20 protein-coding genes are annotated in these 22,090 nt (G+C 64.9%); 11 read left to right on the top strand and 9 right to left on the bottom strand.

The window, feature by feature from the left end; genetic code table 11:
• Positions 1-9: 9 nt before the first annotated feature.
• Complete coding sequence (locus AABA84_RS21575; RefSeq protein ID WP_338313040.1) at positions 10-669, bottom strand: HAD hydrolase-like protein; 660 nt, start codon at positions 667-669, stop codon at positions 10-12.
• A gap of 3 nt (positions 670-672) precedes the next feature.
• Positions 673-1,554 (bottom strand): HpcH/HpaI aldolase/citrate lyase family protein, encoded by an 882-nt coding sequence (locus AABA84_RS21570; protein ID WP_212252159.1) that lies wholly within the window; start codon positions 1,552-1,554, stop codon positions 673-675.
• A gap of 169 nt (positions 1,555-1,723) precedes the next feature.
• Here AABA84_RS21570 and AABA84_RS21565 point away from each other — a divergent pair, with 169 nt between their 5' ends.
• The gene (locus AABA84_RS21565) at positions 1,724-2,368 is read left to right on the top strand and encodes a carbonic anhydrase (RefSeq protein WP_212252157.1); all 645 of its coding nucleotides are present in this window, start codon (positions 1,724-1,726) and stop codon (positions 2,366-2,368) included.
• 112 nt (positions 2,369-2,480) lie between these two features.
• Here AABA84_RS21565 and AABA84_RS21560 read toward each other — a convergent pair whose 3' ends face one another.
• Positions 2,481-3,515, bottom strand: a complete 1,035-nt coding sequence (locus AABA84_RS21560) for an aspartate-semialdehyde dehydrogenase (protein ID WP_338313038.1) — start codon at positions 3,513-3,515, stop codon at positions 2,481-2,483.
• A 116-nt stretch (positions 3,516-3,631) separates the two neighbouring features.
• Here AABA84_RS21560 and AABA84_RS21555 point away from each other — a divergent pair, with 116 nt between their 5' ends.
• Complete coding sequence (locus tag AABA84_RS21555) at positions 3,632-4,426, top strand: hypothetical protein (RefSeq protein WP_338313037.1); 795 nt, start codon at positions 3,632-3,634, stop codon at positions 4,424-4,426.
• Positions 4,427-4,582: 156 nt separating this feature from the next.
• Positions 4,583-4,972, top strand: coding sequence for a hypothetical protein (locus AABA84_RS21550; RefSeq protein ID WP_212252151.1), 390 nt, complete (start codon positions 4,583-4,585; stop codon positions 4,970-4,972).
• 195 nt (positions 4,973-5,167) lie between these two features.
• Here the strand turns inward: AABA84_RS21550 and leuB are convergent, their stop codons facing one another.
• The gene (gene leuB / locus AABA84_RS21545; RefSeq protein WP_212252149.1) at positions 5,168-6,280 is read right to left on the bottom strand and encodes a 3-isopropylmalate dehydrogenase; all 1,113 of its coding nucleotides are present in this window, start codon (positions 6,278-6,280) and stop codon (positions 5,168-5,170) included.
• A gap of 131 nt (positions 6,281-6,411) precedes the next feature.
• Between leuB and AABA84_RS21540 the strand changes: the two genes are divergently transcribed.
• Positions 6,412-7,629, top strand: a complete 1,218-nt coding sequence (locus AABA84_RS21540) for a YbfB/YjiJ family MFS transporter (protein WP_338313034.1) — start codon at positions 6,412-6,414, stop codon at positions 7,627-7,629.
• Here AABA84_RS21540 and AABA84_RS21535 read toward each other — a convergent pair whose 3' ends face one another.
• The 4 genes from AABA84_RS21535 to AABA84_RS21520 form a co-directional block, all read right to left on the bottom strand.
• Positions 7,630-8,412 (bottom strand): molybdopterin-dependent oxidoreductase, encoded by a 783-nt coding sequence (locus AABA84_RS21535; protein WP_338313033.1) that lies wholly within the window; start codon positions 8,410-8,412, stop codon positions 7,630-7,632. It lies immediately after the preceding gene.
• A 10-nt stretch (positions 8,413-8,422) separates the two neighbouring features.
• Positions 8,423-9,052, bottom strand: a complete 630-nt coding sequence (locus tag AABA84_RS21530) for a cytochrome b/b6 domain-containing protein (protein WP_212252143.1) — start codon at positions 9,050-9,052, stop codon at positions 8,423-8,425.
• A gap of 183 nt (positions 9,053-9,235) precedes the next feature.
• On the bottom strand, positions 9,236-9,790 hold the full coding sequence (locus AABA84_RS21525; RefSeq protein ID WP_028139268.1) for a fasciclin domain-containing protein: 555 nt from the start codon (positions 9,788-9,790) through the stop codon (positions 9,236-9,238).
• Between the two features lie 387 nt (positions 9,791-10,177).
• Entirely contained in the window at positions 10,178-10,939 is a 762-nt protein-coding gene (locus AABA84_RS21520) for an SDR family oxidoreductase (RefSeq protein ID WP_338309475.1), read from the bottom strand.
• A gap of 85 nt (positions 10,940-11,024) precedes the next feature.
• Here AABA84_RS21520 and AABA84_RS21515 point away from each other — a divergent pair, with 85 nt between their 5' ends.
• Complete coding sequence (locus tag AABA84_RS21515) at positions 11,025-12,554, top strand: malonate--CoA ligase (RefSeq protein WP_338313032.1); 1,530 nt, start codon at positions 11,025-11,027, stop codon at positions 12,552-12,554.
• 153 nt (positions 12,555-12,707) lie between these two features.
• On the opposite strand, the gene AABA84_RS21510 is transcribed toward AABA84_RS21515, so the two are convergent.
• Positions 12,708-13,568 (bottom strand): sulfite exporter TauE/SafE family protein, encoded by an 861-nt coding sequence (locus AABA84_RS21510; RefSeq protein WP_338313031.1) that lies wholly within the window; start codon positions 13,566-13,568, stop codon positions 12,708-12,710.
• Positions 13,569-14,085: 517 nt separating this feature from the next.
• Between AABA84_RS21510 and sdhC the strand changes: the two genes are divergently transcribed.
• The 6 genes from sdhC to AABA84_RS21480 all read left to right on the top strand — a co-directional run bounded on the left by sdhC (position 14,086) and on the right by AABA84_RS21480 (position 22,026).
• Entirely contained in the window at positions 14,086-14,484 is a 399-nt protein-coding gene (gene sdhC, locus AABA84_RS21505) for a succinate dehydrogenase, cytochrome b556 subunit (RefSeq protein ID WP_212252134.1), read from the top strand.
• Complete coding sequence (sdhD, locus tag AABA84_RS21500; protein ID WP_212252132.1) at positions 14,481-14,885, top strand: succinate dehydrogenase, hydrophobic membrane anchor protein; 405 nt, start codon at positions 14,481-14,483, stop codon at positions 14,883-14,885. Before sdhC ends, sdhD begins: the two co-directional genes overlap by 4 nt.
• 3 nt (positions 14,886-14,888) lie before the next feature.
• Complete coding sequence (gene sdhA / locus AABA84_RS21495; RefSeq protein WP_212252130.1) at positions 14,889-16,739, top strand: succinate dehydrogenase flavoprotein subunit; 1,851 nt, start codon at positions 14,889-14,891, stop codon at positions 16,737-16,739.
• Positions 16,740-16,846: 107 nt separating this feature from the next.
• Entirely contained in the window at positions 16,847-17,629 is a 783-nt protein-coding gene (locus tag AABA84_RS21490; RefSeq protein WP_212252128.1) for a succinate dehydrogenase iron-sulfur subunit, read from the top strand.
• Between the two features lie 189 nt (positions 17,630-17,818).
• Entirely contained in the window at positions 17,819-20,017 is a 2,199-nt protein-coding gene (locus AABA84_RS21485; protein WP_338313029.1) for a hybrid sensor histidine kinase/response regulator, read from the top strand.
• Between the two features lie 53 nt (positions 20,018-20,070).
• Entirely contained in the window at positions 20,071-22,026 is a 1,956-nt protein-coding gene (locus tag AABA84_RS21480; RefSeq protein WP_338313027.1) for an ABC transporter ATP-binding protein/permease, read from the top strand.
• Positions 22,027-22,090: the final 64 nt, after the last annotated feature.

Below are 22,090 nucleotides of genomic sequence, written 5' to 3'. Positions count from 1 at the left end.
CGATGGCGACTATCCGTTCAACATGGATAGAACGATGCGCGAGAGATCGGCAGGTCGTTCCACCAATTGGTCCGCGCCGGCCGTTTCGATCTCGTGCCGGCTGCCATATCCCCAGAGCACGCCGAGGCTGCGCATCTTGACTGCGTGAGCACCCATGATGTCGTGGCGGCGATCGCCGACCATGAGGCTGCGCGAAGGGGAGATATCCTGATCGGACAGGATATGGGCGAGCAGCTCGGGCTTATGATCCCGCTCGCCGTCAGGCACTGAACCGTAGATGCCGTCGAAGTGCGTCGCGAGATCGAGGTTTTCCAGAATTCGTCGCGCGAAAACTTCGCGCTTCGAGGTGGCGAGATAGATCCGCAGTCCAGCGCGTCGCATCTCTGCAAGAGCGTCGCTTATTCCGGGATAGGGCTCGCTTCCGAGCAGACCAATTTCGCCGTAGTGCCGACGATACGCGACAGCGGCCTCATCGATCCGGTTGTCCCCGTACGCCTGCAGCAAACTCCGCAAGATGTCTTCGAGCGGCGGCCCGATGGCTATGTCGGGGGCGTTGCCGGGATCATGTCCGAGCGCACGCAATGCCGCTGAGCAACTCGCGACGATTTCCGGTCGGGAATCGACCAGCGTTCCGTCGAGATCGAGGAGGACGGAACGGGTCGGGGGCACCCCTCAGCCCTTCCCCATCGCCGCGATCGCATCCGCGATGGCGATCGTGCGCTTTGCCATGTCGGCGTGCAGGCGCTCCACCATGGCGCCGTCCAGGCGGATCGCGCCGCGCGAGGCGTTCTCCGGCAATTCGAACGCCGCGATGATCTTTCGTGCGCGCGCGACTTCCTCTTCGGGCGGCGTGAAGATCGCGTTGCAGGCGTCGATCTGCGAGGGGTGGATCAGCGTCTTGCCGTCGAAGCCGAGATCGCGGCCTTGCGCGCATTCGGTGGCGAAACCGTCGGGGTTGGCAATGTCGCTGTAGGGGCCGTCGAGGATCTCGAGGCCATGGGCGCGCGTCGCCAGGATGCAGTGGGTGATCATCGGGATCATCGCGGCGCGGCCCGGCAGCATCCGGATCCGCGTCTCGCGCGAGATGTCGTTGGGACCGAACACGAAGCCGGACAGACGCCGCGATGGATCGCGCCCGGCCTCGGCCAGTTCCTCGGCATGCAGCACGGCGCGGGCGGTCTCGATCATGGCCCAGACCTTCACGGTCGGCGCGGCACCAAGCTCGGTGAGACGGAAGCCGATTATGTCGAGATCTTCGATACTTGAAACTTTTGGAACCAGGATGCCATCGGGCGAAGCCTTCGCCGCCATGGCGACGTCGTCGGCCCACCAGGGCGTGTCGAGGCCGTTGGTCCGGATCAGGATCTCGCGCTTGCCAAAGCCCTTGGCCGCGATCGCGGCGGCAATGCCGTCACGCGCCACCGCCTTGGCCTCAGGGGCGACGGAGTCTTCCAGATCGAGGATCAGGCCGTCGGCGGCGAGATTACGCGCTTTCTCCAGCGCGCGGGGGTTGGAGCCGGGCATGAACAGATGGCTGCGGCGCGGGCGGGTCATGCAAGCGTTCCTTCCGGTTTCCTGAGGCGGTTGTAGAGCACGATCCGGAAAAGCGTGCGGCGGTTTTCCGGCAAGGATCATGCTCAAGCAAACAGCCACAGGCGATAACATCTGGCCTGCCTATTCGAAAGGCTTGTTCGCCCCGGCGGTATATGTTTAGGCATAGGCCATGACCGCATTCCCAGAGCATTTGCTGGAAGGCTACAGGGCCTTCGCCACCCAGCGGCTGCCGACCGAGCAGACCCGCTACCGCGACCTGTCGGTGAAGGGGCAGTCGCCGGAAGTGATGGTGATCGGCTGCTGCGACAGCCGCGTCTCGCCCGAGGTGATCTTCGACGTCGGCCCCGGCGAATTGTTCGTGGTCCGCAACATCGCCAATCTGGTGCCGGTGTATCAGCCCGACGGCAACGCGCACGGCGTCTCGGCCGCGCTGGAATACGCGGTGACGGTGCTGAAGGTGAAGCACATCGTGGTGCTCGGCCACGCCCAATGCGGCGGCATCCGCGCCTTCGTCGACAAGATCGAGCCGCTGACGCCCGGCGACTTCATCGGCAAATGGATGCAGATGTTCATCAAGCCGGGCGAAGTGGTGGAACAGCGCGAGCGCGAGACCATGGCGCAATTCGTCGAGCGCATCGAGAAGGCCGCGGTGTTCCGCAGCCTGGAAAACCTGATGACGTTCCCATTCGTGCGGAAGGCGGTCGATGCCGGCCAGATGCAGACCCACGGCGCCTATTTCGGCGTCGCGGAGGGATCGCTGTTCGTGCTGGACAAGGCGAGCAAGGAATTCAAGAACGCGCGCAGCGTGGGTTAAACCACGGATCTCGTAGGGTGGGCAAAGCGAAGCGTGCCCACGACCTTTATCGAAATCGAGAGAATGGTGGGCACAGCGCTTCGCGCCTTTGCCCACCCTACGGCAGCGTGCGTTACGCCGCCTTCTTCTTCGCGCTGATCAGCTTGCGGTTGATCAGCACTTCCGCGATCTGGATCGCGTTGAGGGCTGCGCCCTTGCGAAGATTGTCGGACACGCACCACAGCACGAGACCGTTCTCCACCGTCGCGTCCTCGCGGATGCGGCTGATGTAAGTCGCGTCCTCGCCGGCCGCTTCGTAAGGAGTCGCGTAGCCGCCGGGCTCGTGCTTGTCGATGACGAGGCAGCCCGGCGCCGTGCGCAGGATGTTGCGCGCTTCGTCCGCGCTGATCGGATTCTCGAACTCGATGTTGACGGCCTCGGAATGGCCGACGAAGACAGGCACGCGCACGCAGGTGGCGGAGAGCTTGATCTTGGGATCAAGAATCTTCTTGGTCTCCGCCATCATCTTCCACTCTTCCTTGGTGTAGCCGTCCTCCATGAAGACGTCGATCTGGGGGATGACGTTGAAGGCGATGCGCGCGGGAAACTTCTTATTGATGATCTCGCTGTTGGTGTAGACGGCCTTGGTCTGCGAGAACAACTCGTCCATCGCGTCCTTGCCGGCGCCCGACACCGATTGATAGGTCGAGACCACGACGCGCTTGATCGTCGCCTTGTCGTGCAGCGGCTTGAGCGCGACCACGAGCTGCGCGGTCGAGCAGTTCGGGTTGGCGATGATGTTCTTCTTCTTGAAGCCTTCGGTCGCAGCCGCATTCACCTCCGGCACGATCAGCGGCACGTCCGGATCCATGCGCCAGGCGGACGAGTTGTCGATCACGACAGCCCCGGCGGCGCCGATCTTCGGCGACCATTCCTTCGACACCGAGCCGCCCGCCGACATCAGGCAGATGTCGACATCGGAGAAATCAAAGTGCTCGAGCGCCTTGCACTTCAGGGTGCGGTCGCCATAGGAGACTTCGACGCCGATGCTGCGGCGTGACGCCAGCGCCACGACCTCGTCCGCGGGAAATTTGCGCTCGTCGAGAATGTTGAGCATTTCCCGTCCGACATTGCCGGTCGCGCCGACGACTGCGACTTTGTAACCCATCGTTCACTCTCCGATGAAAAAGCCCGTTCCTGAAGCTGACGCTTAAACAGGAAGAGCAGCGCTTCTATGCGAGAACCGGCCTCAAGACAACGTTGGACCATGCCTGAAGGCCGTGGATGCAGTCGCTCGAGGCCAGCACGGCCGCAATCTCCACCCGGACCCATCTCTATCTGACGCTGGCAGCCTTCGCCGACGAGGTGGTCGGCACGCTGGCGCGCCTGATCGCCTATGTGGGGGCGCTCGCCCTGTTTGCCATCCTCGCCCTCGCGGCGCTCGGACAGCTGCCCGACTGGCGGGATGATGAGCCCGCGCTGAAGCCGGGCTGGAGCACGGCCGATCGCTCGCACCCGGCCTTCGCCCTTAGCCGGATCGATTCATCAGAAAAAACAGCCTCTTACACCATCCTTCGGCATCCCGAAGGCGGCCGCCGGGACGTGATGCGCTGGGCGAGCGCGGCAGACCGGCCGCTGGCCGAGCTCGAGGTATATCGGGAAGGCGGCGAATTCGATGTGGCCCGTCCGGCCATGATGGACCTCGCCGTCCAGATGGGCCTTGGGGCTGCGACCCCGCTCGAGCAAGCCGGCCTGATCGAGACGAAATTCGGCCCCGTCGCGCTGTTCCGGCCCGTCGGCGCGGACAAGGGGAGCCCGGCCTGCCTCGGCTACCTCAAGCGCAACGAGGAGCCAGGCTTGCAGATCTCCGGCTTCTCCTGTCAGGGCGACACAATGCCCGCCCGGCGTGCGGCGATTGCCTGCACGCTGAACCGGCTGACGCTGCTGACCTCCGGCAACGAGCCGAAGCTGGCGGAATTGTTCGCCCGTGCCGAGCTGAAGCGCCGCGGCTGTGACCTCGTGGGCTCGCCGGACTGGCTGCTGGGCGCCGCCAACGCGCAATTGCGCGGGGCGCTTTGACCGGCATCAAGCTCAAGTGGCTGGTATTGATGCAACTTTTGCCAGCGCGCACGATTATTCCGAGCTGGTGTGACCCAATAGACCTAGTTGCGCTCACCCCGGCCGGGCTAGTATGGGGTGATATCGACTGGCGGTGCGCCGCCTGAAGGGGACGTGATGAGCTGGAAATTCTCTGCCAAACTGGCAACCTTGTTTGCGGCGGGCGCTGTGATTGCCCTGTCCTCAGCCATTGGTTTGGCGACGCCGGCCTCGGCCGACAACAAGACCAAGCGCTATGACGAGCGCGGCCGCCACTATTACGGCCCGAGCGGCCCCAACGCGGTCTACCAGCAGGGCCGCACCCGCATCTATGTCAGCAAGCGCTCCTGGCTCGACGGCGGCACCGAGGTCAATCCGGGCGACCGCAAGTTCTCCGACTACGCCTTCCCGCCGGCGGTGGGCTATCCGACTTTCGCGCGCGAGAATCTCAACCGCCCGATCGATCGCCAGCCGCTTTCGCCGCCGCAGGACGTCGGCGGCTATCCGCAGAATTTCCCGCTGTACTGAGCGGTAGGCACCGAATCAAAATGGCCGGGCTCACGCCCGGCCATTTTGTTTTGGAAGGTGCCGTAGGGTGGATTAGCCGAAGGCGTAATCCATCACTGCTTGTCTCCGCGGAGACGAAAGAGGTGGGTTACGCCAAGCGGTCTGCGCTTCGCGCAGTCCACATGGCTAACCCACCCTACGAGAGCTGTGCCCGCCTTACGCGTGCAGCTTCTGCAATTCCTTCAGGATCGCTTCGCCCATCTGCGTGGTGGAGGCCGCCGTGGTGCCTTCCGACTTGATGTCGGCGGTGCGCAGGCCGCTGGCGAGCACGGCGGCGATCGCGGCGTCGACCTTGTCGGCGAGCGCGCCCATGTCGAAGGAATAGCGCAGCGCCATGCCGAACGACGAGATCATCGCAATGGGATTGGCGAGGCCCTGGCCTGCGATATCAGGCGCCGAGCCGTGCACGGGCTCGTACAGCGCCTTGCGCTTCTTGGTCTTCACGTCGACCTCGCCGAGCGAAGCCGAGGGCAGCATGCCGAGCGAGCCCGTCAGCATCGCCGCGATGTCGGACAGCATGTCGCCGAACAGATTGTCGGTGACGATGACGTCGAACTGCTTCGGCCATTTCACCAGCATCATGCCGCCGGAATCGGCGAGCTGGTGCTCGAGCGTGACGTCGGGATATTCGCGCTTGTGGACCTGGGTCATGACCTCGTTCCAGAGCACGCCCGACTTCATGACATTGCGCTTCTCCATCGAGGTCACCTTGTTCTTGCGCTTCCTGGCAAGCTCGAAGGCGACGCGGCCGATGCGCTCGATCTCATAGGTGTCGTAGACCTGGGTATCGACGGCGCGCTTCTGGCCGTTGCCGAGATCGGTGATGGTCTTGGGCTCGCCGAAATAGACGCCGCCAGTGAGCTCGCGCACGATCATGATGTCGAGGCCTTCGACGGCCTCGCGCTTCAGGCTCGATGCATCGGCCAGCGCCGGGTAGCACACGGCGGGGCGGAGGTTGGCGAACAAAGCCAGATCCTTGCGCAGGCGCAGCAGGCCGGCTTCCGGGCGCACCTCGTAAGGAACGGCGTCCCATTTCGGGCCGCCGACCGCGCCGAAGATGATGGCATCGGCGGCAAGCGCCTTGGCCATGTCGCCCTCGGAGATCGACACCTTGTGCGCGTCATAGGCGGAGCCGCCGACGAGGCCGGTATCCGTCTCGAACTTGGCGATCCCGGCCGAATTGAGCCAGTCGATCAGCCGCTTCACCTCGCCCATCACCTCGGGGCCGATACCGTCGCCGGGAAGCAGCAGCAGTTTGTGGGTCGCCATGGTCGTATCCTCTGAGATCGAATTCGGCCGGAGTGCTAGAGCGGCGTTGCGCGCTTGGCAAGACACCATTGCCGGGGTGCGGCTGTGCAAGGCGGACGGGGCCTGCCACACTGGGCAGGCCGGAGTATCCCTTGCACGCCCAAGACTGCTTTCCTAAAGACCGCCGCTCGCCCTACGCGCATCCCGCGCGGCTGATCCTGACGCTGTCGCTGGCCGCCACGGTCGGGCTCGGCATTGGCCGCTTTGCCTATGCGCTGGTGCTGCCCGATATGCGGGAGGACCTCGGCTGGTCCTATTCGGTGGCTGGATTCATGAACACCATCAACGCCGTCGGCTATCTCGTGGGCGCGCTGGTGGCCTCGCGCCTGATCCAGCGCGTCGGCTGGGCGGCGGCGATCCGCGGCGGAACTCTGGCCTGCGTCGCCGCGCTCGCGACCTGCGCGCTGACGGGAAATTTCGTTGCGCTGAGCCTGGCGCGTCTGGTGCTGGGCATCGGGGCCGCGGCCGGCTTCGTCGCCGGCGGCGCACTGGCGGCGACCATTGCCCAGTCGCGCCCCGAGCGGGCCAATTTCCTGCTCAGCCTGTTCTATGCCGGGCCCGGCATCGGCATTCTGTCCTCGGGGCTGATCGCTCCGTTCACGCTGCAATATTTCGGGCCCGGCTCGTGGTGGATGGTGTGGTGGGCGCTGACACTGCTGTCGGCCGCGATGACCGTGCCGCTGTTCCTGATCCGCATCGAGAGCAGCGTCCGCTTCTCCGAAGGCAGCCACGCCGCCTTCGCGATTCGTCCCGTGCTGATCTACCTCGCCGGCTACTTCCTGTTCGGCGCCGGCTACATCGCCTACATGACCTTCATGATCGCCTATGTGCGCGACGGCGGCGGCGGGGCCACCGCGCAAGCCGCGTTCTGGAGCCTGATCGGCCTCAGCGCCTTCGTCACACCCTGGGCCTGGCGCGGCGTGCTGGCGCTCGATCGCGGCGGGCTCGCCACCGCCATCATCCTCGGCACCAACGCAGCTGGCGCGGCCCTGCCGATGCTCGGGCATTCGCCGGCATGGCTCGCGGTCTCGGCCGTCGTGTTCGGCGTCGCCTTCTTCGCCGTGGTTGGCTCGACCACCGCCTTCGTGCGCTTCAACTATCCGCCGGCGATGTGGCCGACCGCGATCGCCGCGATGACGATCTCGTTCGGCGTCGGGCAAACGCTCGGGCCGATCGTGGTCGGCGCGATCACGGACGCGCTGGGGAGCCTGAGCTACGCGCTCAATGTGTCGGCCGCGTTGTTGGCATTGGGGGCGGTGGCGGCGCTGTGCCAGCGGAAAGTCGGGCCGGTCAAACAGATGGTGCCGTAGCTAGCTTCCGCTGAACGAATTATACCCCTGGTCTTCCCAATAGCCGCCCTTGTAGTCGTTGGTGACTTCCATCGAGACGACGTATTTCGGGTTCTTGAAGCCGAGTTTTGTCGGCACGCGGATCTTCATGGGGAAGCCGTAGGCGCGCGGCAAAATCTCGTTCGCGTATTTGAACGTCATCTGAGTCTGCGGATGCAGCGCGCTGCGCATGTCCAAGGGCGAATTGTAGCCGTCCTTGTCGGCGCACTGGAACCAGACGTATCTGGCGCGCGTGTCGGCGCCGATCAGTTTTAAGAAATCGCGCAAGGGTGTGCCGGTCCAGCTGCCGATCGCGCTCCAGCCCTCGACGCAGATGTGGCGGGTGATCTGCGTGACTTGCGGCAACTTGTAGAGCTCGTCCAGCGTCCACGACTTCTTGTTGTCGACGAGGCCGCGAACCTCGAGCTTCCAATCGGCGCCAGCAACATCGGGCGCGTCGTCGAGATCGTAATAGGCATTGAACGGAAACGGTTTTGTGATCGCGCTCTCGGGGAAGGTCGGTGCCAGTGCGTCGGGATTGAAGATGAAGGCCTGCACCGCGTCGTTGAATTTCGAGACCTGCTTCAGCATCTCCTCGGCCGAGGAGGAGTCGATCACATCGCAGCCGGTGAGCAGCGTCAGCGCGCCGAGGCTGGCGCCGCCCGCGATGAAGCGGCGGCGGCTGACGTCGGGCATGGTCTTGATGGAGTCCTTGATCAAGAGCCGCTTGTCGACGCCGGGGATCAGGAATGAACGCTTCGCCATGTTCTCCTCCTCAGCGGCCGATGATCATGGCGCGCAGGCTCTTCGGCACGAGCAGCGCGAGCAGGACGTGAACGACGAGGAACGCGCAGATCGCGGCCATGCAGAAGAAATGGATGTAGCGCGCGGTCGGGTAGTCGCCGAACAGCGTGACGAGGTAATAGAGCTGCACCGGCTTCCACATCCCTAAGCCCGTGAGCACGATCAGCACGCCGACCACGATGATGCCGGCATAGAGCACGCGCTGCACGTAATTGTAGACGGTGAGGTCGTCATGGCCGAGCTTGAAGGTCAGCGCTGCCCTGACGTCGTGGAGCACGCCCGACGGTGTAATCGGCAGCAGTTTCTTGGCGAAGCGGCCGGTGGCGAAGCCCGTGACGAGATAGGCGAGCCCGTTGATCATCAACAGCCACATCGCAGCAAAGTGCCAGAGCAGGCCGCCGCCGAGCCATCCGCCGAGCGTGTACTCGCGCGGGAAACTGAAGCCGAACAGCGGCGAGGCGTTGTAGATCTGCCAGCCCGACAGGATCATCAGGATCATGGCGAAGGCATTGACCCAGTGCATGACGCGGACCCAGGCCGGCTGGATCACTTTGGCCGGGGCGGCGCTGACCTGCTCGTCGGTGACTGTGAGGCTCGACATGATGGTTCCGTCCTGAACGTCGTGTGACACCGATTATACGCCGATGCGCCCGCTTTCGTTACGCCCTGTCCGCCATCGAATCGATAGCGTCTGGCTATGGCGGTCACAAAAAAGCGAGCCGGGTGCCCCCGGCTCGCCGTTTCGTCGCATCCTGTTCGGGGGATGAAACAGGATCGCGCGGTGTTACGTCGCCGGCATCAGCACGGTGTCGACCACATGGATCACGCCGTTGGACTGGTTGACGTTGGAGATCGTCACCATCGAGGTGCCGCCCTTGGCATCGACGATCCAGGTCTTGCCGTCCATCTTCTTGACCGTCAGTTCCTCGCCTTCGGCGGTCTTCAGCTTCTTGCCCTCGGTGAGGTCCGAGGCCTCGAGCTTGCCGGGCACGACATGGTAGGTGAGGATCTTGGTCAGCGTCGCCTTGTTCTCGGGCTTGACCAGATTGTCCACGGTGCCGGCCGGCAGCTTGCCGAAGGCGGCGTTGGTCGGCGCGAACACCGTGAACGGACCCTTGCCTTCCAGCGTCGGCACCAGGCCGGCCGCCTTCACCGCCGCCACCAGCGTGGTGTGGTCCTTCGAATTGACCGCGTTCTGGACGATGTTCTTCGACGGGAACATCGCGGCGCCGCCGACCATGACGGTCTTCTCCTCGGCGCGGACAGGCGCGACGACGGTCGCGGTGATGGCCAGGGCGCTGAAGGCGGCGGCGGCGAGATAGGCAATGCGCTTCGACATGGAAAGTCTCCCGATTGAATTGTAACCGGCGATGGCCGGTCTTGCGTTGGGGCAACAACGGCGGCTGCGACCTTTTGGCGTGAAGCAGCAGCGCCGTCGTTGGACCGAACTACGGGAGGGTTGGCGAAGTGGTTTCGGGGAAAAATTCTTTGTGATGCGTGAAACTATGTGGGGGGACGCTCGTGTGATGCACGAACGATCCGCCCACTCCGCTGTCGTGCCGGACAAGCGAAGCGCCGATCCGGGACCCATAGCCACAGGGAGTGGTTTGGCGAAGACTCGGAGTTCCCGTCCCGCGCGACGTCTTCTCCCTGTGGTTATGGGTCCCGGGTTCGCGACGTTGTCGCGCCCCGGGACGACAGCGGAGATTGACGCGCGCGCTGCGCCTCAATCCCTGTTGTTCGGCGTCTGGATGAACCCGCGATTATGCGTTGGGCTGATCAACACCTCGTTGATGCAGACCCTTGCCGGCATGCTCGCGATGAACGCGATGGTGCGTCCGAGATCTTCCGATTGCAGCATCCTGGCCTGCTCGTCCTCGCTCGGCACCACCGGGCGCAGCTTGAGGATCGGCGTCGCCACCTCGCCCGGCATCAGGCAGCAGGCGCGCAGGCCGTTGACGCATTCGTCCATGTTGAAGGAATGGGTCAGCGCCAGCACCGCATGCTTGGTCGTGGTGTAGGCCGGGCCCGGCATCTTCGAGACGTGGCGGCCGGCCCAGGACGAGACGTTGATGATCGCGCCATCCTGCTGCTTGCGCATCGTCGGCAGCACCGCGCGCATGCAATAAAGCACGCCGTTGAGATTGACCTGGACCAGTCTGTCCCAGCCCTCCAGTTCCATGTCCTTCCAGCTCCGCTTGGGGACATTGATGCCGGCGTTGTTGACCAGGAGGTCGATGCGGCCGTGCCTGGCGACGATCTGGTCGGCGGCTTTCTGGGCTTCCGCAGCGTTGGACACGTCCAGCGCGATGGCCTCGGCCGCACCGCCCGCCTTGCCGATTTTGGCAACCACGGTATCCAGGGCGTCCTTGCGCCGGCCCGAGACCACCACCGTCCAGCCGTCGGCAGCCAGCGCCTCGGCGCCGGCCTCCCCAATCCCGCTGCCGCCGCCCGTGACCCAGGCCACGCGTTTCCCATCTTTTGTCATGCAAACTGTCTCCGTTGCTTCATCGGGGCGGTTTTTGCTAATCCAGCCCTCGGTTTGACCGGCCTTCGCCGGCGAGGAATGTTGCATGAACCCAGCTGCCAACGCCAACCTGTTCTCCCGCCTGTTCGACGGCCTGGACGATCCGAAGCGCCTCGCGATCGAGACGCATGATGGCGGCCATATCAGCTATGGCGATCTGATCGCGCGGGCCGGGCAGATGGCGAATGTGCTGGTCGCGCGCGGCGTGAAGCCGGGCGACCGCGTCGCGGTGCAGGTCGAGAAATCCGTCGCCAATATCGTGCTGTATCTCGGCACGGTGCGGGCCGGCGCGGTCTACCTTCCGCTCAACACCGCCTATACGCTCAACGAGCTCGACTACTTCATCGGCGATGCCGAGCCGTCGCTGGTGGTCTGCGACCCCTCCAAGGCGGAGGGCCTCGCGCCGATCGCCGCCAAGGTGAAGGCCAAGGTCGAGACGCTCGGAGCTGACGGCAAGGGCTCGCTGACGGAAGCCGCCGACAAAGCCAGCAGCGAATTCGCAACCGTCGCGCGGGCGAACGACGATCTCGCCGCCATCCTCTACACCTCGGGCACCACGGGCCGCTCCAAGGGCGCGATGCTGACGCATGATAATCTGGCGTCGAACTCGCTCTCGCTCGTGGGCTACTGGCGCTTCACCGACAAGGACGTCTTGATCCACGCACTGCCGATCTATCACACGCACGGCCTGTTCGTGGCGACCAACGTGACGCTGTTCGCCCGGGCGTCGATGATCTTCCTGCCGAAGCTCGATCCGGATTTGATCATCAAGCTGATGGCGCGCGCCACGGTGCTGATGGGCGTGCCGACCTTCTACACGCGGCTGCTGCAGAATTCTGCGCTGTCGCGCGACTCCACGAAGCATATGCGGCTGTTCATCTCGGGCTCGGCGCCGCTGCTGGCGGAGACCCATCGCGAATGGTCGGCGCGGACGGGGCACGCCGTGCTCGAGCGCTACGGCATGACCGAGACCAACATGAACACGTCGAACCCCTATGACGGCGAGCGCGTGCCCGGCGCAGTCGGCTTTCCCTTGCCCGGCGTCTCCGTGCGCGTCACCGAACCCGAGACGGGCAAGGAGCTGGCGCGCGAGGAGATCGGCATGATCGAGGTCAAGGGCCCGAACGTCTTCAAGGGCTATTGGCGCATGCCGGAAAAGACCAAGTCCGAATTCCGCGACGACGGCTTCTTCATCACCGGCGATCTCGGCAAGATCGACGGCAAAGGCTACGTCCACATCCTCGGCCGCGGCAAGGATCTCGTGATCTCCGGCGGCTTCAACGTCTATCCGAAGGAAATCGAGAGCGAGATCGACGCCATGCCCGGCGTGGTGGAATCCGCCGTGATCGGCGTACCGCATGCCGACTTCGGCGAGGGCGTCACGGCGGTGCTGGTCTGCAACAAGGGCGCGGACGTGAGCGAGGCCTCAGTCCTGAAGGCGCTCGACGGGCGCCTGGCGAAATTCAAGATGCCCAAGCGCGTCTTCGTCGTCGACGAGCTGCCGCGCAACACCATGGGCAAGGTGCAGAAGAACGTCTTGCGGGATACGTACAAGGATATTTACGCGAAGAAATAGGGCTGGCGTTCGCCGTCCTTGCGGATGAAGCCGTAGGGTGGGTTAGCCGAAGGCGTAACCCACCTCTTTGCGTTCCGCGGCGGCAGAAGCGGTGGGTTACGCTTCGCTAACCCACCCTACGACGCTGCGCTCGAATGACGGTGGACGCGGCGACTACAGCCCGCCCACCAGACTCATCACGAACCGGCTGCCCACGATCAACAGATAACACCCGAACGCAACCTCCAGCGTTCGCTTCGACATCGCATGCGCGGCTCTCACGCCGAGCGGCGCGGTGACGAGGCTCATCGGCATCACCAGCACGGCGCCGATCAGCGAGACGTAGCCGAGCGCGAACGGCACTTGCAGCGCTGCGACGGCGGGATAGTTCGCCGCCGCCGGCCAGCCCGCATAGATGTAGCCGAGCGCGCCGGGGATCGAGATCAGCACCGCGAGTGCGGATGACGTCGCGACCGCCTGATGGATGGGACGGCCGTAGAACGTCATCAAGAGGTTCGAGAACAGGCCGCCACCGATGCCCATCAGGGTCGAGAGGATGCCGACGCAGAAGCCATAGGCGCGCATCAGCGGGCCCTTCGGCAGGTCGTCGCCGAACTTCCAGCCTTGGCGCGCGAAGATGAGGCGCGCCGCCGCGGAATAGGCGACGCAGACGAACACGATCTTGAACAGCCGCTCCGGCGCGTAGCGCGCGACGACGCTCCCCGAGACGACGCCGATCACGATCGGCAGCCACCACACCCGCAGGATGGCCATGTCGACGGCGCCGCGCTTGTAATGCGCCTGGAACGAACGGATCGAGGTCGGAATGATCACCGCGAGCGAGGTGCCGATGCAGAGCGGCATGCGCACCTCCAGCGGCACGCCGGCGATGCGAAAGCATTCGTAGAACACCGGCACGAGAATCGCGCCGCCGCCAATGCCGAACACGCCGGCCAGGAATCCCGATAGCGCGCCGGTTGCGATCAGCAGCAGCGCGAGTTCGACAATGTCCTTGATATCAAGACCTGCAATCACCCCTGACTTGCCCCCGGCGACTCGTCGCAACCTCTGCTAGACGTCGGTCGGAGACGGCTGCGGTCCCAGCTTTAGGCGATCTGGGGTGCCCGGTCGACGCACCGGACGTCCCGGCTGGGGTGGAATGCAGGCTGCGCATATCCGCAGTCCCAGGGAAACCGAGCCAGCGTCGGCGCGCCGGTCGCTTCGGCCCTGGAGGGGACGGCTGCGGCTGCCATGACCCGGCTGATTCGAGCGGCAAGCGGCGGACAAGGGTTAGAGGCGTTCCAATAGTGATTTCAATGCGCCCTGCGCACACCACGAAGCAATGAATTTTCATTCTGAACTTCACTGGCGGACCGGCGCTCTGGTATACCAAGCCCCTGATTGGCCTTGTATCATCAAGGCTCTAGAGCTGAACGATCGTTCGATTTATGGCAATTTGGAGATTGCGCAGGCCAAATCGACTCCGTAAATAGAGCCGACCTTTCCGATCCCCGCGCGCCCCCTGCTGGGCCGCCATAAAACATCAAAGCCCATGACCGCACGGATCGAACGACCCCTCTCGCCGCACATGCAAGTGTACCGCTGGACGCTGACGATGGCTCTGTCCATCATCCATCGCGCCACCGGTGTTGCCCTCTATTTCGGAACCCTGCTGCTGGTCTGGTGGCTGGTTGCCGCGGCTTCCGGCCCTGCCGCTTACGCGCACGTCCAGGCCTTCGCCGGCAGCATCATCGGGCGGCTGATCGTGTTCGGCTACACCTGGGCGCTGATGCACCATATGCTCAGCGGCATCCGGCATTTCGTGTGGGACCTCGGCTACGGCTTCAAGGCCAATGAGCGGGAAGCGCTGACCTGGGGCGCCCTGATCGGCGGCATCGCGCTGACCGTGCTGATCTGGATCATCGCCTATGCGAACGGAGGTGGACGATGAGCGCATCCGATACGCCGAAGCGCAGCCTGCGCACCCCGCTCGGCCGCGTCCGCAATCTCGGCGCCGCGCATTCCGGCACGTCCGATTTCTGGCGCCAGCGCATCACCGGCGTCGCCATGACGCTGCTGATGATCCCGGCGCTGGTGATCATCGTGATGCTGCTAGGCCGCAACCAGGTCTACGCTGCGCAGACCCTGAGCTCCATTCCCGTCGCGGTGATCCTGCTCCTCTTCATCTTCGCCAGCGCCTGGCACATGAAGATCGGCATGCAGGTGGTGATCGAGGACTACATCCATAACGAGAAGCTGAAGCTCGTCTCGATCATGCTCAACAATTTCTTCTCGGTCGCCGTGGCGCTCGCCTCGACCTACGCGATCCTGAAACTGTCCTCCGGAGTGTAACCCATGGCTACGGGAACATCGGCCACCACAACGAATGGCACGGGCAACGGCGCTCCCGCCACCAACGGCAAAGCCTATCCGATCGAAGACCACACCTATGACGTCGTCGTGGTCGGCGCCGGCGGCGCGGGTCTGCGCGCCGTGGTCGGCTGCAGCGAGGCCGGCCTGCGCACGGCCTGCATCACCAAGGTGTTCCCGACCCGCTCGCACACGGTCGCGGCGCAGGGCGGCATCTCGGCTTCGCTCGGCAACATGCACAAGGACGACTGGCGCTGGCACATGTACGACACCGTGAAGGGGTCGGACTGGCTCGGCGACCAGGACGCGATCGAATACATGGTGCGCAACGCGCCGGACGCGGTCTACGAGCTCGAGCATTGGGGCGTGCCGTTCTCGCGCACCGAGGACGGCAAGATCTACCAGCGCCCGTTCGGCGGCATGACCATGGACTTCGGCAAGGGCCAGGCGCAGCGCACCTGCGCCGCCGCCGACCGCACCGGCCACGCCATGCTGCACACGATGTACGGCCAGTCGCTGCGCCACGCCGCCGAGTTCTTCATCGAGTTCTTCGCCATCGACCTGATCATGGACGACCAGGGCACCTGCCGCGGCGTCATCGCGCTCAAGCTCGACGATGGCACGCTGCACCGCTTCCGCGCCCAGACCGTGATCCTCGCGACCGGCGGCTACGGCCGCGCCTATGCCTCCTGCACCTCGGCCCACACCTGCACCGGTGACGGCGGCGGCATGGTGCTGCGCGCCGGCCTGCCGATGCAGGACATGGAGTTCGTGCAGTTCCACCCGACCGGCATCTACGGCTCGGGCTGTCTCGTCACCGAGGGCGCGCGCGGCGAAGGCGGCTATCTCGTCAACTCCGAGGGCGAGCGCTTCATGGAGCGCTACGCGCCGTCGGCCAAGGACCTCGCCTCGCGCGACGTCGTCTCGCGCGCGATGACCATCGAGATCCGCGAAGGCCGCGGCGTCGGCAAGAAGAAGGACCACATCTTCCTGCATCTGGACCATCTCGATCCCGCGGTGCTGGCCGAGCGGCTGCCGGGCATCTCCGAATCCGCAAAGATCTTCGCCAATGTCGACGTGACGCGCGAGCCGATCCCGATCGTGCCGACCGTGCACTACAACATGGGCGGCATCCCCACCAACTATCACGGCGAAGTCCTGACCAAGAAGGACGGCGACGACAACGCCATCATCCCCGGCCTGATGGCGATCGGCGAGGCCGCCTGCGTCTCCGTGCACGGCGCCAACCGCCTCGGCTCCAACTCGCTGATCGACCTCGTCGTGTTCGGCCGCGCCGCGGCGCTCCGTCTCGCCGAGAAGCTCACGCCCAATGCCAAGCAGCCGGAGCTGCCGGCGAACTCGTCCGAGCTCGCGCTCGGCCGCCTCGACCATTACCGCTACGCCTCCGGCGGCACTCCGACCGCAAAACTGCGCGAAGGCATGCAGCACGTGATGCAGAGCAATTGCGCGGTGTTCCGTACGGGCGAAGTGCTGAGCGAAGGCCAGAATTTGATCGAGAAGGTCCATAGCGGCATCACCGATATCGCCGTGTCCGATCGCTCGCTGGTGTGGAATTCGGACCTCGTCGAGACGCTCGAGTTCGACAATCTGATCGCGCAGGCGGTGGTGACGATGAACTCGGCCGCCAACCGCACCGAGAGCCGCGGCGCGCATGCGCGCGAGGACTTCTCCGAGCGCGACGACAAGAACTGGATGAAGCACACGCTGGCCTGGCTGGACGATGCCGGCAAGGTCAAGATCGAGTACCGCCCGGTTCACGACTACACCATGACCAACGACGTGCAGTACATCCCGCCCAAGGCGCGTGTGTATTGATCGAACAGTAGCCGTCATTCCGGGATGGTCCGAAGGACCAGACCCGGAATCTCGAGATTCCGGGTTCGATGCTGCGCATCGCCCCGGAATGACGAAAGGTTAGAGCAATGGTTGAATTCGCACTTCCGAAGAACTCCAAGATCACTGGCGGCAAGACCTGGCCGAAGCCCGCAGGCGCGACCGAGACCCGCGAGTTTCGCGTCTATCGCTGGAATCCGGACGATGGCAAGAATCCGAGCGTCGACACCTATTACGTCGACACCAATGATTGCGGTCCGATGGTGCTGGACGGCCTGATCTGGATCAAGAACCACATCGACCCGTCGCTGACCTTCCGCCGCTCCTGCCGCGAAGGCGTCTGCGGCTCCTGCGCCATGAACATCGACGGCCAGAATACGCTCGCCTGCACCCGCTCGATGCACGACGTGAAGGACGGCGCGGTGAAGATCAATCCGCTGCCGCACCAGCCGGTCGTGAAGGACCTCGTCCCCGACCTCACCAATTTCTACGCACAGTATGCATCGGTCGAGCCGTGGCTGAAGACGACCTCGCCGACGCCGCAGAAGGAATGGCGCCAGACCCACGAGGATCGCGAGAAGCTCGACGGCCTCTATGAATGCATCCTGTGCGCCTGCTGCTCGACCTCGTGTCCGAGCTATTGGTGGAACAGCGATCGTTACCTCGGCCCCGCCGCACTGCTCCAGGCCAACCGCTGGGTATCCGATTCGCGCGACGAGGCGACCGGCGAGCGGCTGGACAATCTCGAGGATCCGTTCCGGCTCTACCGCTGCCACACCATCATGAATTGCACCAAGGCCTGTCCGAAGGGACTGAACCCGGCCGAAGCCATCGCCGAGCTTAAGCTCAAGATGGTCGAGCGCCAGATCTAAAGACGAAGTTCATGCTTCGCGTTCCGGCCGGACCGGCCGGGACGCTCCGAGATCGCGGTCAATTCGAGTAGAATTTTCTCCGACCCGCACTGCGCGTAAGTTCCAGGCGCACAACCAGCGGTTCCGGCACAAGTTGCTTCCTTCCCTGCGCGAGATTCAGTTAAGCTCCCCGTCAGGGACGGAGCGACTGTGCAGAGGGCGCAACGCAACTCGCTGAAGCTGTTGCAGTGGATGATGGCGGCATCCCTGGCGCTGCCGGTTGCGCTGTTCGTCATCACCTCGGCGATCTCCTACACCTCGACCAGGGACACCGCCGACCGGGAGATCGAGCGCACGCTCGACGTCGTGCATGAGCACGCGCTCAAGGTGTTCGAAACCATCGATCGCAGCCTGGCCGAACTCAACGAGGTCGTGCGTGGCCTTCCCGACGACACCATCCGCGCGCGCGAGCCGGCGCTGCACCGCCGCCTGAGGCGGCTGACCGATTCGCTGCCGCAGCTCAAATCGGCCTGGATCTTCGACGCGGACGGCAAAGCGCTGGTCAACAGCCTCGCCTCGCCGCCGCCGGACCTCAGCTTTGCGGACCGCGACTATTTCTACGCTCATGTCGACCAATCCATCGGCAGCTTCATCGGCACGGCCCTGACGCCCCGTCCGCCTTATCAGGGCGCGCGCTTCTTCGGGGTGAGCCGCCGCCGCGATTCCGAGGACGGCAGCTTCATCGGGGTGATCCAGGCCTCCGTCCTGCCCGAATATTTCGAGAGTTTTTATGCGCGGATCGGTTCCGATGCCGGCAGCTTCTTCACGATGGGACGCACGGACGGCGTGCTGCTTGCGCATTTCCCGCGGCTCGACCGTGACATTCGGCTGGATCCGACCGGACCGGTCGGCCGGGAAATCGCGGCCCACCCGGAGCACGGCCTCATCACGGTCGTCTGGCCGTCGGACGGGATCGAGCGACGCATCGGCTATCGGCGCGTCGCCGAATATCCGATCTATGTCAGCGCCGGGCTCGAGACCTCGGCGATCCGCGCGCGCTGGCTCGCCACCATGGGCCAGCATCTGGTGTTCGGCATTCCCGCCACCGCGCTCCTGTTTCTACTGTTGGCGCTGGCGTTGCGGCGCACCCAGCATCTTCAGGCCGAAGCTGCCAAGCGGCGTGAGGCCGAGGAGGCGCTCAAGCACAGCCAGCGCCTCGAGGCGCTCGGACAGCTCACCGGCGGCGTCGCGCATGATTTCAACAATCTGCTGACGGTGATCCGCGCCTCGGTCGACCTGTTGAACCGGCCGCAACTGACGGAGGAGCGGCGACAGCGCTACATCACGGCCATTGCGGACGCGGTGGCGCGCGCGGCCAAGCTGACCTCGCAGCTGCTCGCCTTTGCGCGGCGCCAGACCCTGAAGCCGGAGGTATTTGACGTCGGCGAGCGGATGCAGGCGCTGCACGACATGCTGGCGCCGCTGCTGGGGCCGGCCATCGAGATCGCCATGCGCCTGCCCACCGAGCCCTGCCTCGTCCATGCAGATGCCGGCCAGTTCGAGACGGCGCTGATCAACATGGCGACCAATGCGCGCGACGCCATGCAGGGCAAGGGCAGGATCGTTTTCACGGTCGAGGCCGCGGCGACCGTTCCGGACACGCTGGCCCACGCCTCGGGCAGCCAGAACTTGGAAAGCCAAAGCTTGGGAAACCAGAACTTGGAAAACCAGAGCTTGGGAAACCGTGGCTTCATCCGCGTGACCGTCACCGACACCGGCATCGGCATTCCGGCCGCCCGACTCGAGCGCATCTTCGAGCCGTTCTTCACCACCAAGCAGGTCGGCCATGGCACCGGCCTCGGCCTGTCCCAGGTGTTCGGCTTCGCCCGGCAATCCGGCGGCGAGGTGACGGTTACGAGCGAGGTCGGTCACGGCAGCACCTTCTCGCTCTATCTGCCACGCGTGCCGACGGACCTGCTGCCGCAGCGGCAGGCGCCGAACACGGCGCCGGCGGTGGCCGGCAGTGGCATGTCGGTGCTGCTGGTCGAGGACAATATCGAGCTTGCCAATTTCGCCGCCGATGGCCTCACCGAGCTCGGCTACAGCATCACGCTGGTCGACAACGCCACCGACGCACTCGCCGAGCTCGTCATGGACGCGGATCGCTTCGACGTCGTGTTCTCGGACGTGGTGATGCCGGGCATGACAGGGCTAGATCTGGCGCAGGCGATCCGCGACCGTGGCATCGGCGTGCCGGTCGTGCTGACCACGGGCTACAGCCAGGCCCTGTCGCAGGAGGGCGTGACCGGTTTCGAGCTCGTGCAAAAGCCCTATTCGATCGAGGAATTGTCGCGCGTTCTGCACCGGGCGGCCCGGATCCGGCGCGTCCGGGACGGCGCCGCCGAATGAGGTGCCATGCGGAACTGGAGGGAACCGATTGATTTCCTTCGCGTTGTCCGCTCATGCACACTCCGGCCGCCAAGCGCGAACAGGGCCCTAAGCCGCCCATCGTCGGGATCAAGGGCGAGAATGGCGACGAGGTCGCCGCACCACCGCCCGAATTGCTCGAGCCTGACCCGGAGCTCTCACCCGAGGAAGCCGAGCAGGCCCGCAAGGATTATCTGCTGACGCGGTTCTGGATCAGCGCGCGCAGCTTCTGGGGACGCAACGGCGATCGCCTGGCCTGGCCGTTCTCGATCGGCCTCGGCGTGCTGATCGTCCTGACCGTCGGCTTCCAATACGGCATCAATGTCTGGAACCGGGCGATCTTCGACGCGATCGAGAAGCGCGATGCGACCGCCGTCTTCCATCTCACCGCGTTGTTCTTCCCGCTCGCGATCGGCAGCATCGTGCTCGGCGTCATCCAGGTGTTCGCGCGCATGGGCATCCAGCGGCGCTGGCGGGCCTGGCTCACGGCGAGCGTGCTGACGCGCTGGCTCACGAACGGGCGCTACTACCAGCTCAACCTCGTCCGCGGCGACCACGAAAATCCGGAATACCGGATTGCGGAGGATCTGCGCGTCGCCACCGATTCGCCGGTCGATTTCCTCGCCGGCGTCACCTCGGCGCTGCTCTCGGCCGCGACCTTCATCGTCGTGCTCTGGACCATCGGCGGCGCGCTCACCGTCACGTTCGGCGGCTCGACGCTCACCATTCCCGGCTTCCTCGTGATCGCCGCGATGCTCTATGCCGCGATCGCCTCGGGCTCCATCCTGGTGATCGGGCGGCGCTTCGTGCAGGTCTCCGAGGACAAGAACCAGGCCGAAGCCGATTTCCGCTACACGCTGACGCGCGTGCGCGAGAACGGCGAGAGCATCGCACTGCTGGGCGGCGAGGAGGAAGAGCGCGACGGCATCGACCGCAACTTCGCCGGCGTGCTCCGGCAATGGGCGCGGCTCGCCGGTCAGCACATGCGCACCACGTTGGTGTCGCAGGGCTCGAGCCTGGTTGCGCCGGTCGTGCCCCTTTTGCTCTGCGCGCCAAAATTCCTCGACGGCAGCATGACGCTGGGACAGGTGATGCAGGCGGCCTCCGCCTTCACCATCGTGCAGAGCGCGTTCGGCTGGCTGGTCGACAATTATCCGCGGCTTGCCGACTGGAACGCCTGCGCGCGCCGCATCGCCTCGCTGATGATGTCGCTCGACGGACTCGAACGCGCCGAGCAGGGCGACGGTTTTGGCCGCATCAAGCGCGGCGAGACCAGCAACGACGCCATCCTGGAGATGAAGGATCTGTCGGTCTCGCTCGACGACGGCACGGCCGTGGTCGGCGAGACCGAGGTGGTGATCGAGTCGGGCGAACGGCTGCTGGTCGCCGGCGAATCCGGCACCGGCAAGAGCACGCTGGTGCGCGCCATCGCAGGCCTCTGGCCCTGGGGCGGCGGCAGCGTCAATTTCCATGCCGACCGGCGCCTGTTCATGCTGCCGCAGCGGCCCTACGTACCCTCCGGCTCGCTGCGCCGCGCGGTTGCCTATCCGGGCGCCGCCGACCACTGGACCGTGGAGGAGATCGGCGAAGCCTTGCACAAGGTCGGCCTCGATCATCTCAAGGAGAAGATCGAGGAAGAGGGTCCGTGGGACCAAACGCTGTCAGGCGGCGAGAAACAGCGTCTCGCCTTCGCGCGGCTGTTGCTGCACAACCCCGATATCGTCGTGCTGGATGAGGCGACCTCGGCGCTCGACGAGAAGAGCCAGGACAAGATGATGAAGACGGTCACCGACGCGCTGCCGAAGGCGACCATCGTCAGCGTCGCGCATCGTGCCGAGCTGGAGGCCTTCCACAGCCGCAAGATCGTGCTGGAACGCCGCAAGGGCGGCGCCAAGCTCGTCAGCGACATCGAGCTGATCCCGCGCAAGGGCAAGCGCAGGCTGCTCGGGCGATTTCTGCGGCAGCGCAAAGCCCCGAAGAAGGCGGCGTAGTACTCTCTCCCCGCGTCCCAGGCGACGACAGCGAGATTACGGCTCGCATCGAGCGTTGGAGTCC

The sequence above is a fragment of the Bradyrhizobium sp. TM239 genome, from assembly GCF_036247985.1.
Taxonomy (GTDB): domain Bacteria; phylum Pseudomonadota; class Alphaproteobacteria; order Rhizobiales; family Xanthobacteraceae; genus Bradyrhizobium; species Bradyrhizobium ottawaense.
The sequence above is the reverse complement of the archived record's forward strand: the minus strand, read 5'-3'. Positions and strand labels throughout refer to the sequence as shown.

Bases quoted from the DNA above. Each gene is read 5' to 3' on its own strand.
- AABA84_RS21550 (WP_212252151.1), top strand. From the start codon at position 4,583: ATGAGCTGGAAATTCTCTGCCAAACTGGCAACCTTGTTTGCGGCGGGC.
- AABA84_RS21525 (WP_028139268.1), bottom strand. From the start codon at position 9,790: ATGTCGAAGCGCATTGCCTATCTCGCCGCCGCCGCCTTCAGCGCCCTG.
- AABA84_RS21560 (WP_338313038.1), bottom strand. From the start codon at position 3,515: ATGGGTTACAAAGTCGCAGTCGTCGGCGCGACCGGCAATGTCGGACGG.
- AABA84_RS21555 (WP_338313037.1), top strand. From the start codon at position 3,632: ATGCAGTCGCTCGAGGCCAGCACGGCCGCAATCTCCACCCGGACCCAT.
- AABA84_RS21480 (WP_338313027.1), top strand. From the start codon at position 20,071: ATGCACACTCCGGCCGCCAAGCGCGAACAGGGCCCTAAGCCGCCCATC.
- leuB (WP_212252149.1), bottom strand. From the start codon at position 6,280: ATGGCGACCCACAAACTGCTGCTGCTTCCCGGCGACGGTATCGGCCCC.
- AABA84_RS21490 (WP_212252128.1), top strand. From the start codon at position 16,847: ATGGTTGAATTCGCACTTCCGAAGAACTCCAAGATCACTGGCGGCAAG.
- AABA84_RS21565 (WP_212252157.1), top strand. From the start codon at position 1,724: ATGACCGCATTCCCAGAGCATTTGCTGGAAGGCTACAGGGCCTTCGCC.
- AABA84_RS21515 (WP_338313032.1), top strand. From the start codon at position 11,025: ATGAACCCAGCTGCCAACGCCAACCTGTTCTCCCGCCTGTTCGACGGC.
- sdhC (WP_212252134.1), top strand. From the start codon at position 14,086: ATGACCGCACGGATCGAACGACCCCTCTCGCCGCACATGCAAGTGTAC.
- sdhA (WP_212252130.1), top strand. From the start codon at position 14,889: ATGGCTACGGGAACATCGGCCACCACAACGAATGGCACGGGCAACGGC.
- AABA84_RS21520 (WP_338309475.1), bottom strand. From the start codon at position 10,939: ATGACAAAAGATGGGAAACGCGTGGCCTGGGTCACGGGCGGCGGCAGC.
- sdhD (WP_212252132.1), top strand. From the start codon at position 14,481: ATGAGCGCATCCGATACGCCGAAGCGCAGCCTGCGCACCCCGCTCGGC.
- AABA84_RS21530 (WP_212252143.1), bottom strand. From the start codon at position 9,052: ATGTCGAGCCTCACAGTCACCGACGAGCAGGTCAGCGCCGCCCCGGCC.
- AABA84_RS21535 (WP_338313033.1), bottom strand. From the start codon at position 8,412: ATGGCGAAGCGTTCATTCCTGATCCCCGGCGTCGACAAGCGGCTCTTG.
- AABA84_RS21570 (WP_212252159.1), bottom strand. From the start codon at position 1,554: ATGACCCGCCCGCGCCGCAGCCATCTGTTCATGCCCGGCTCCAACCCC.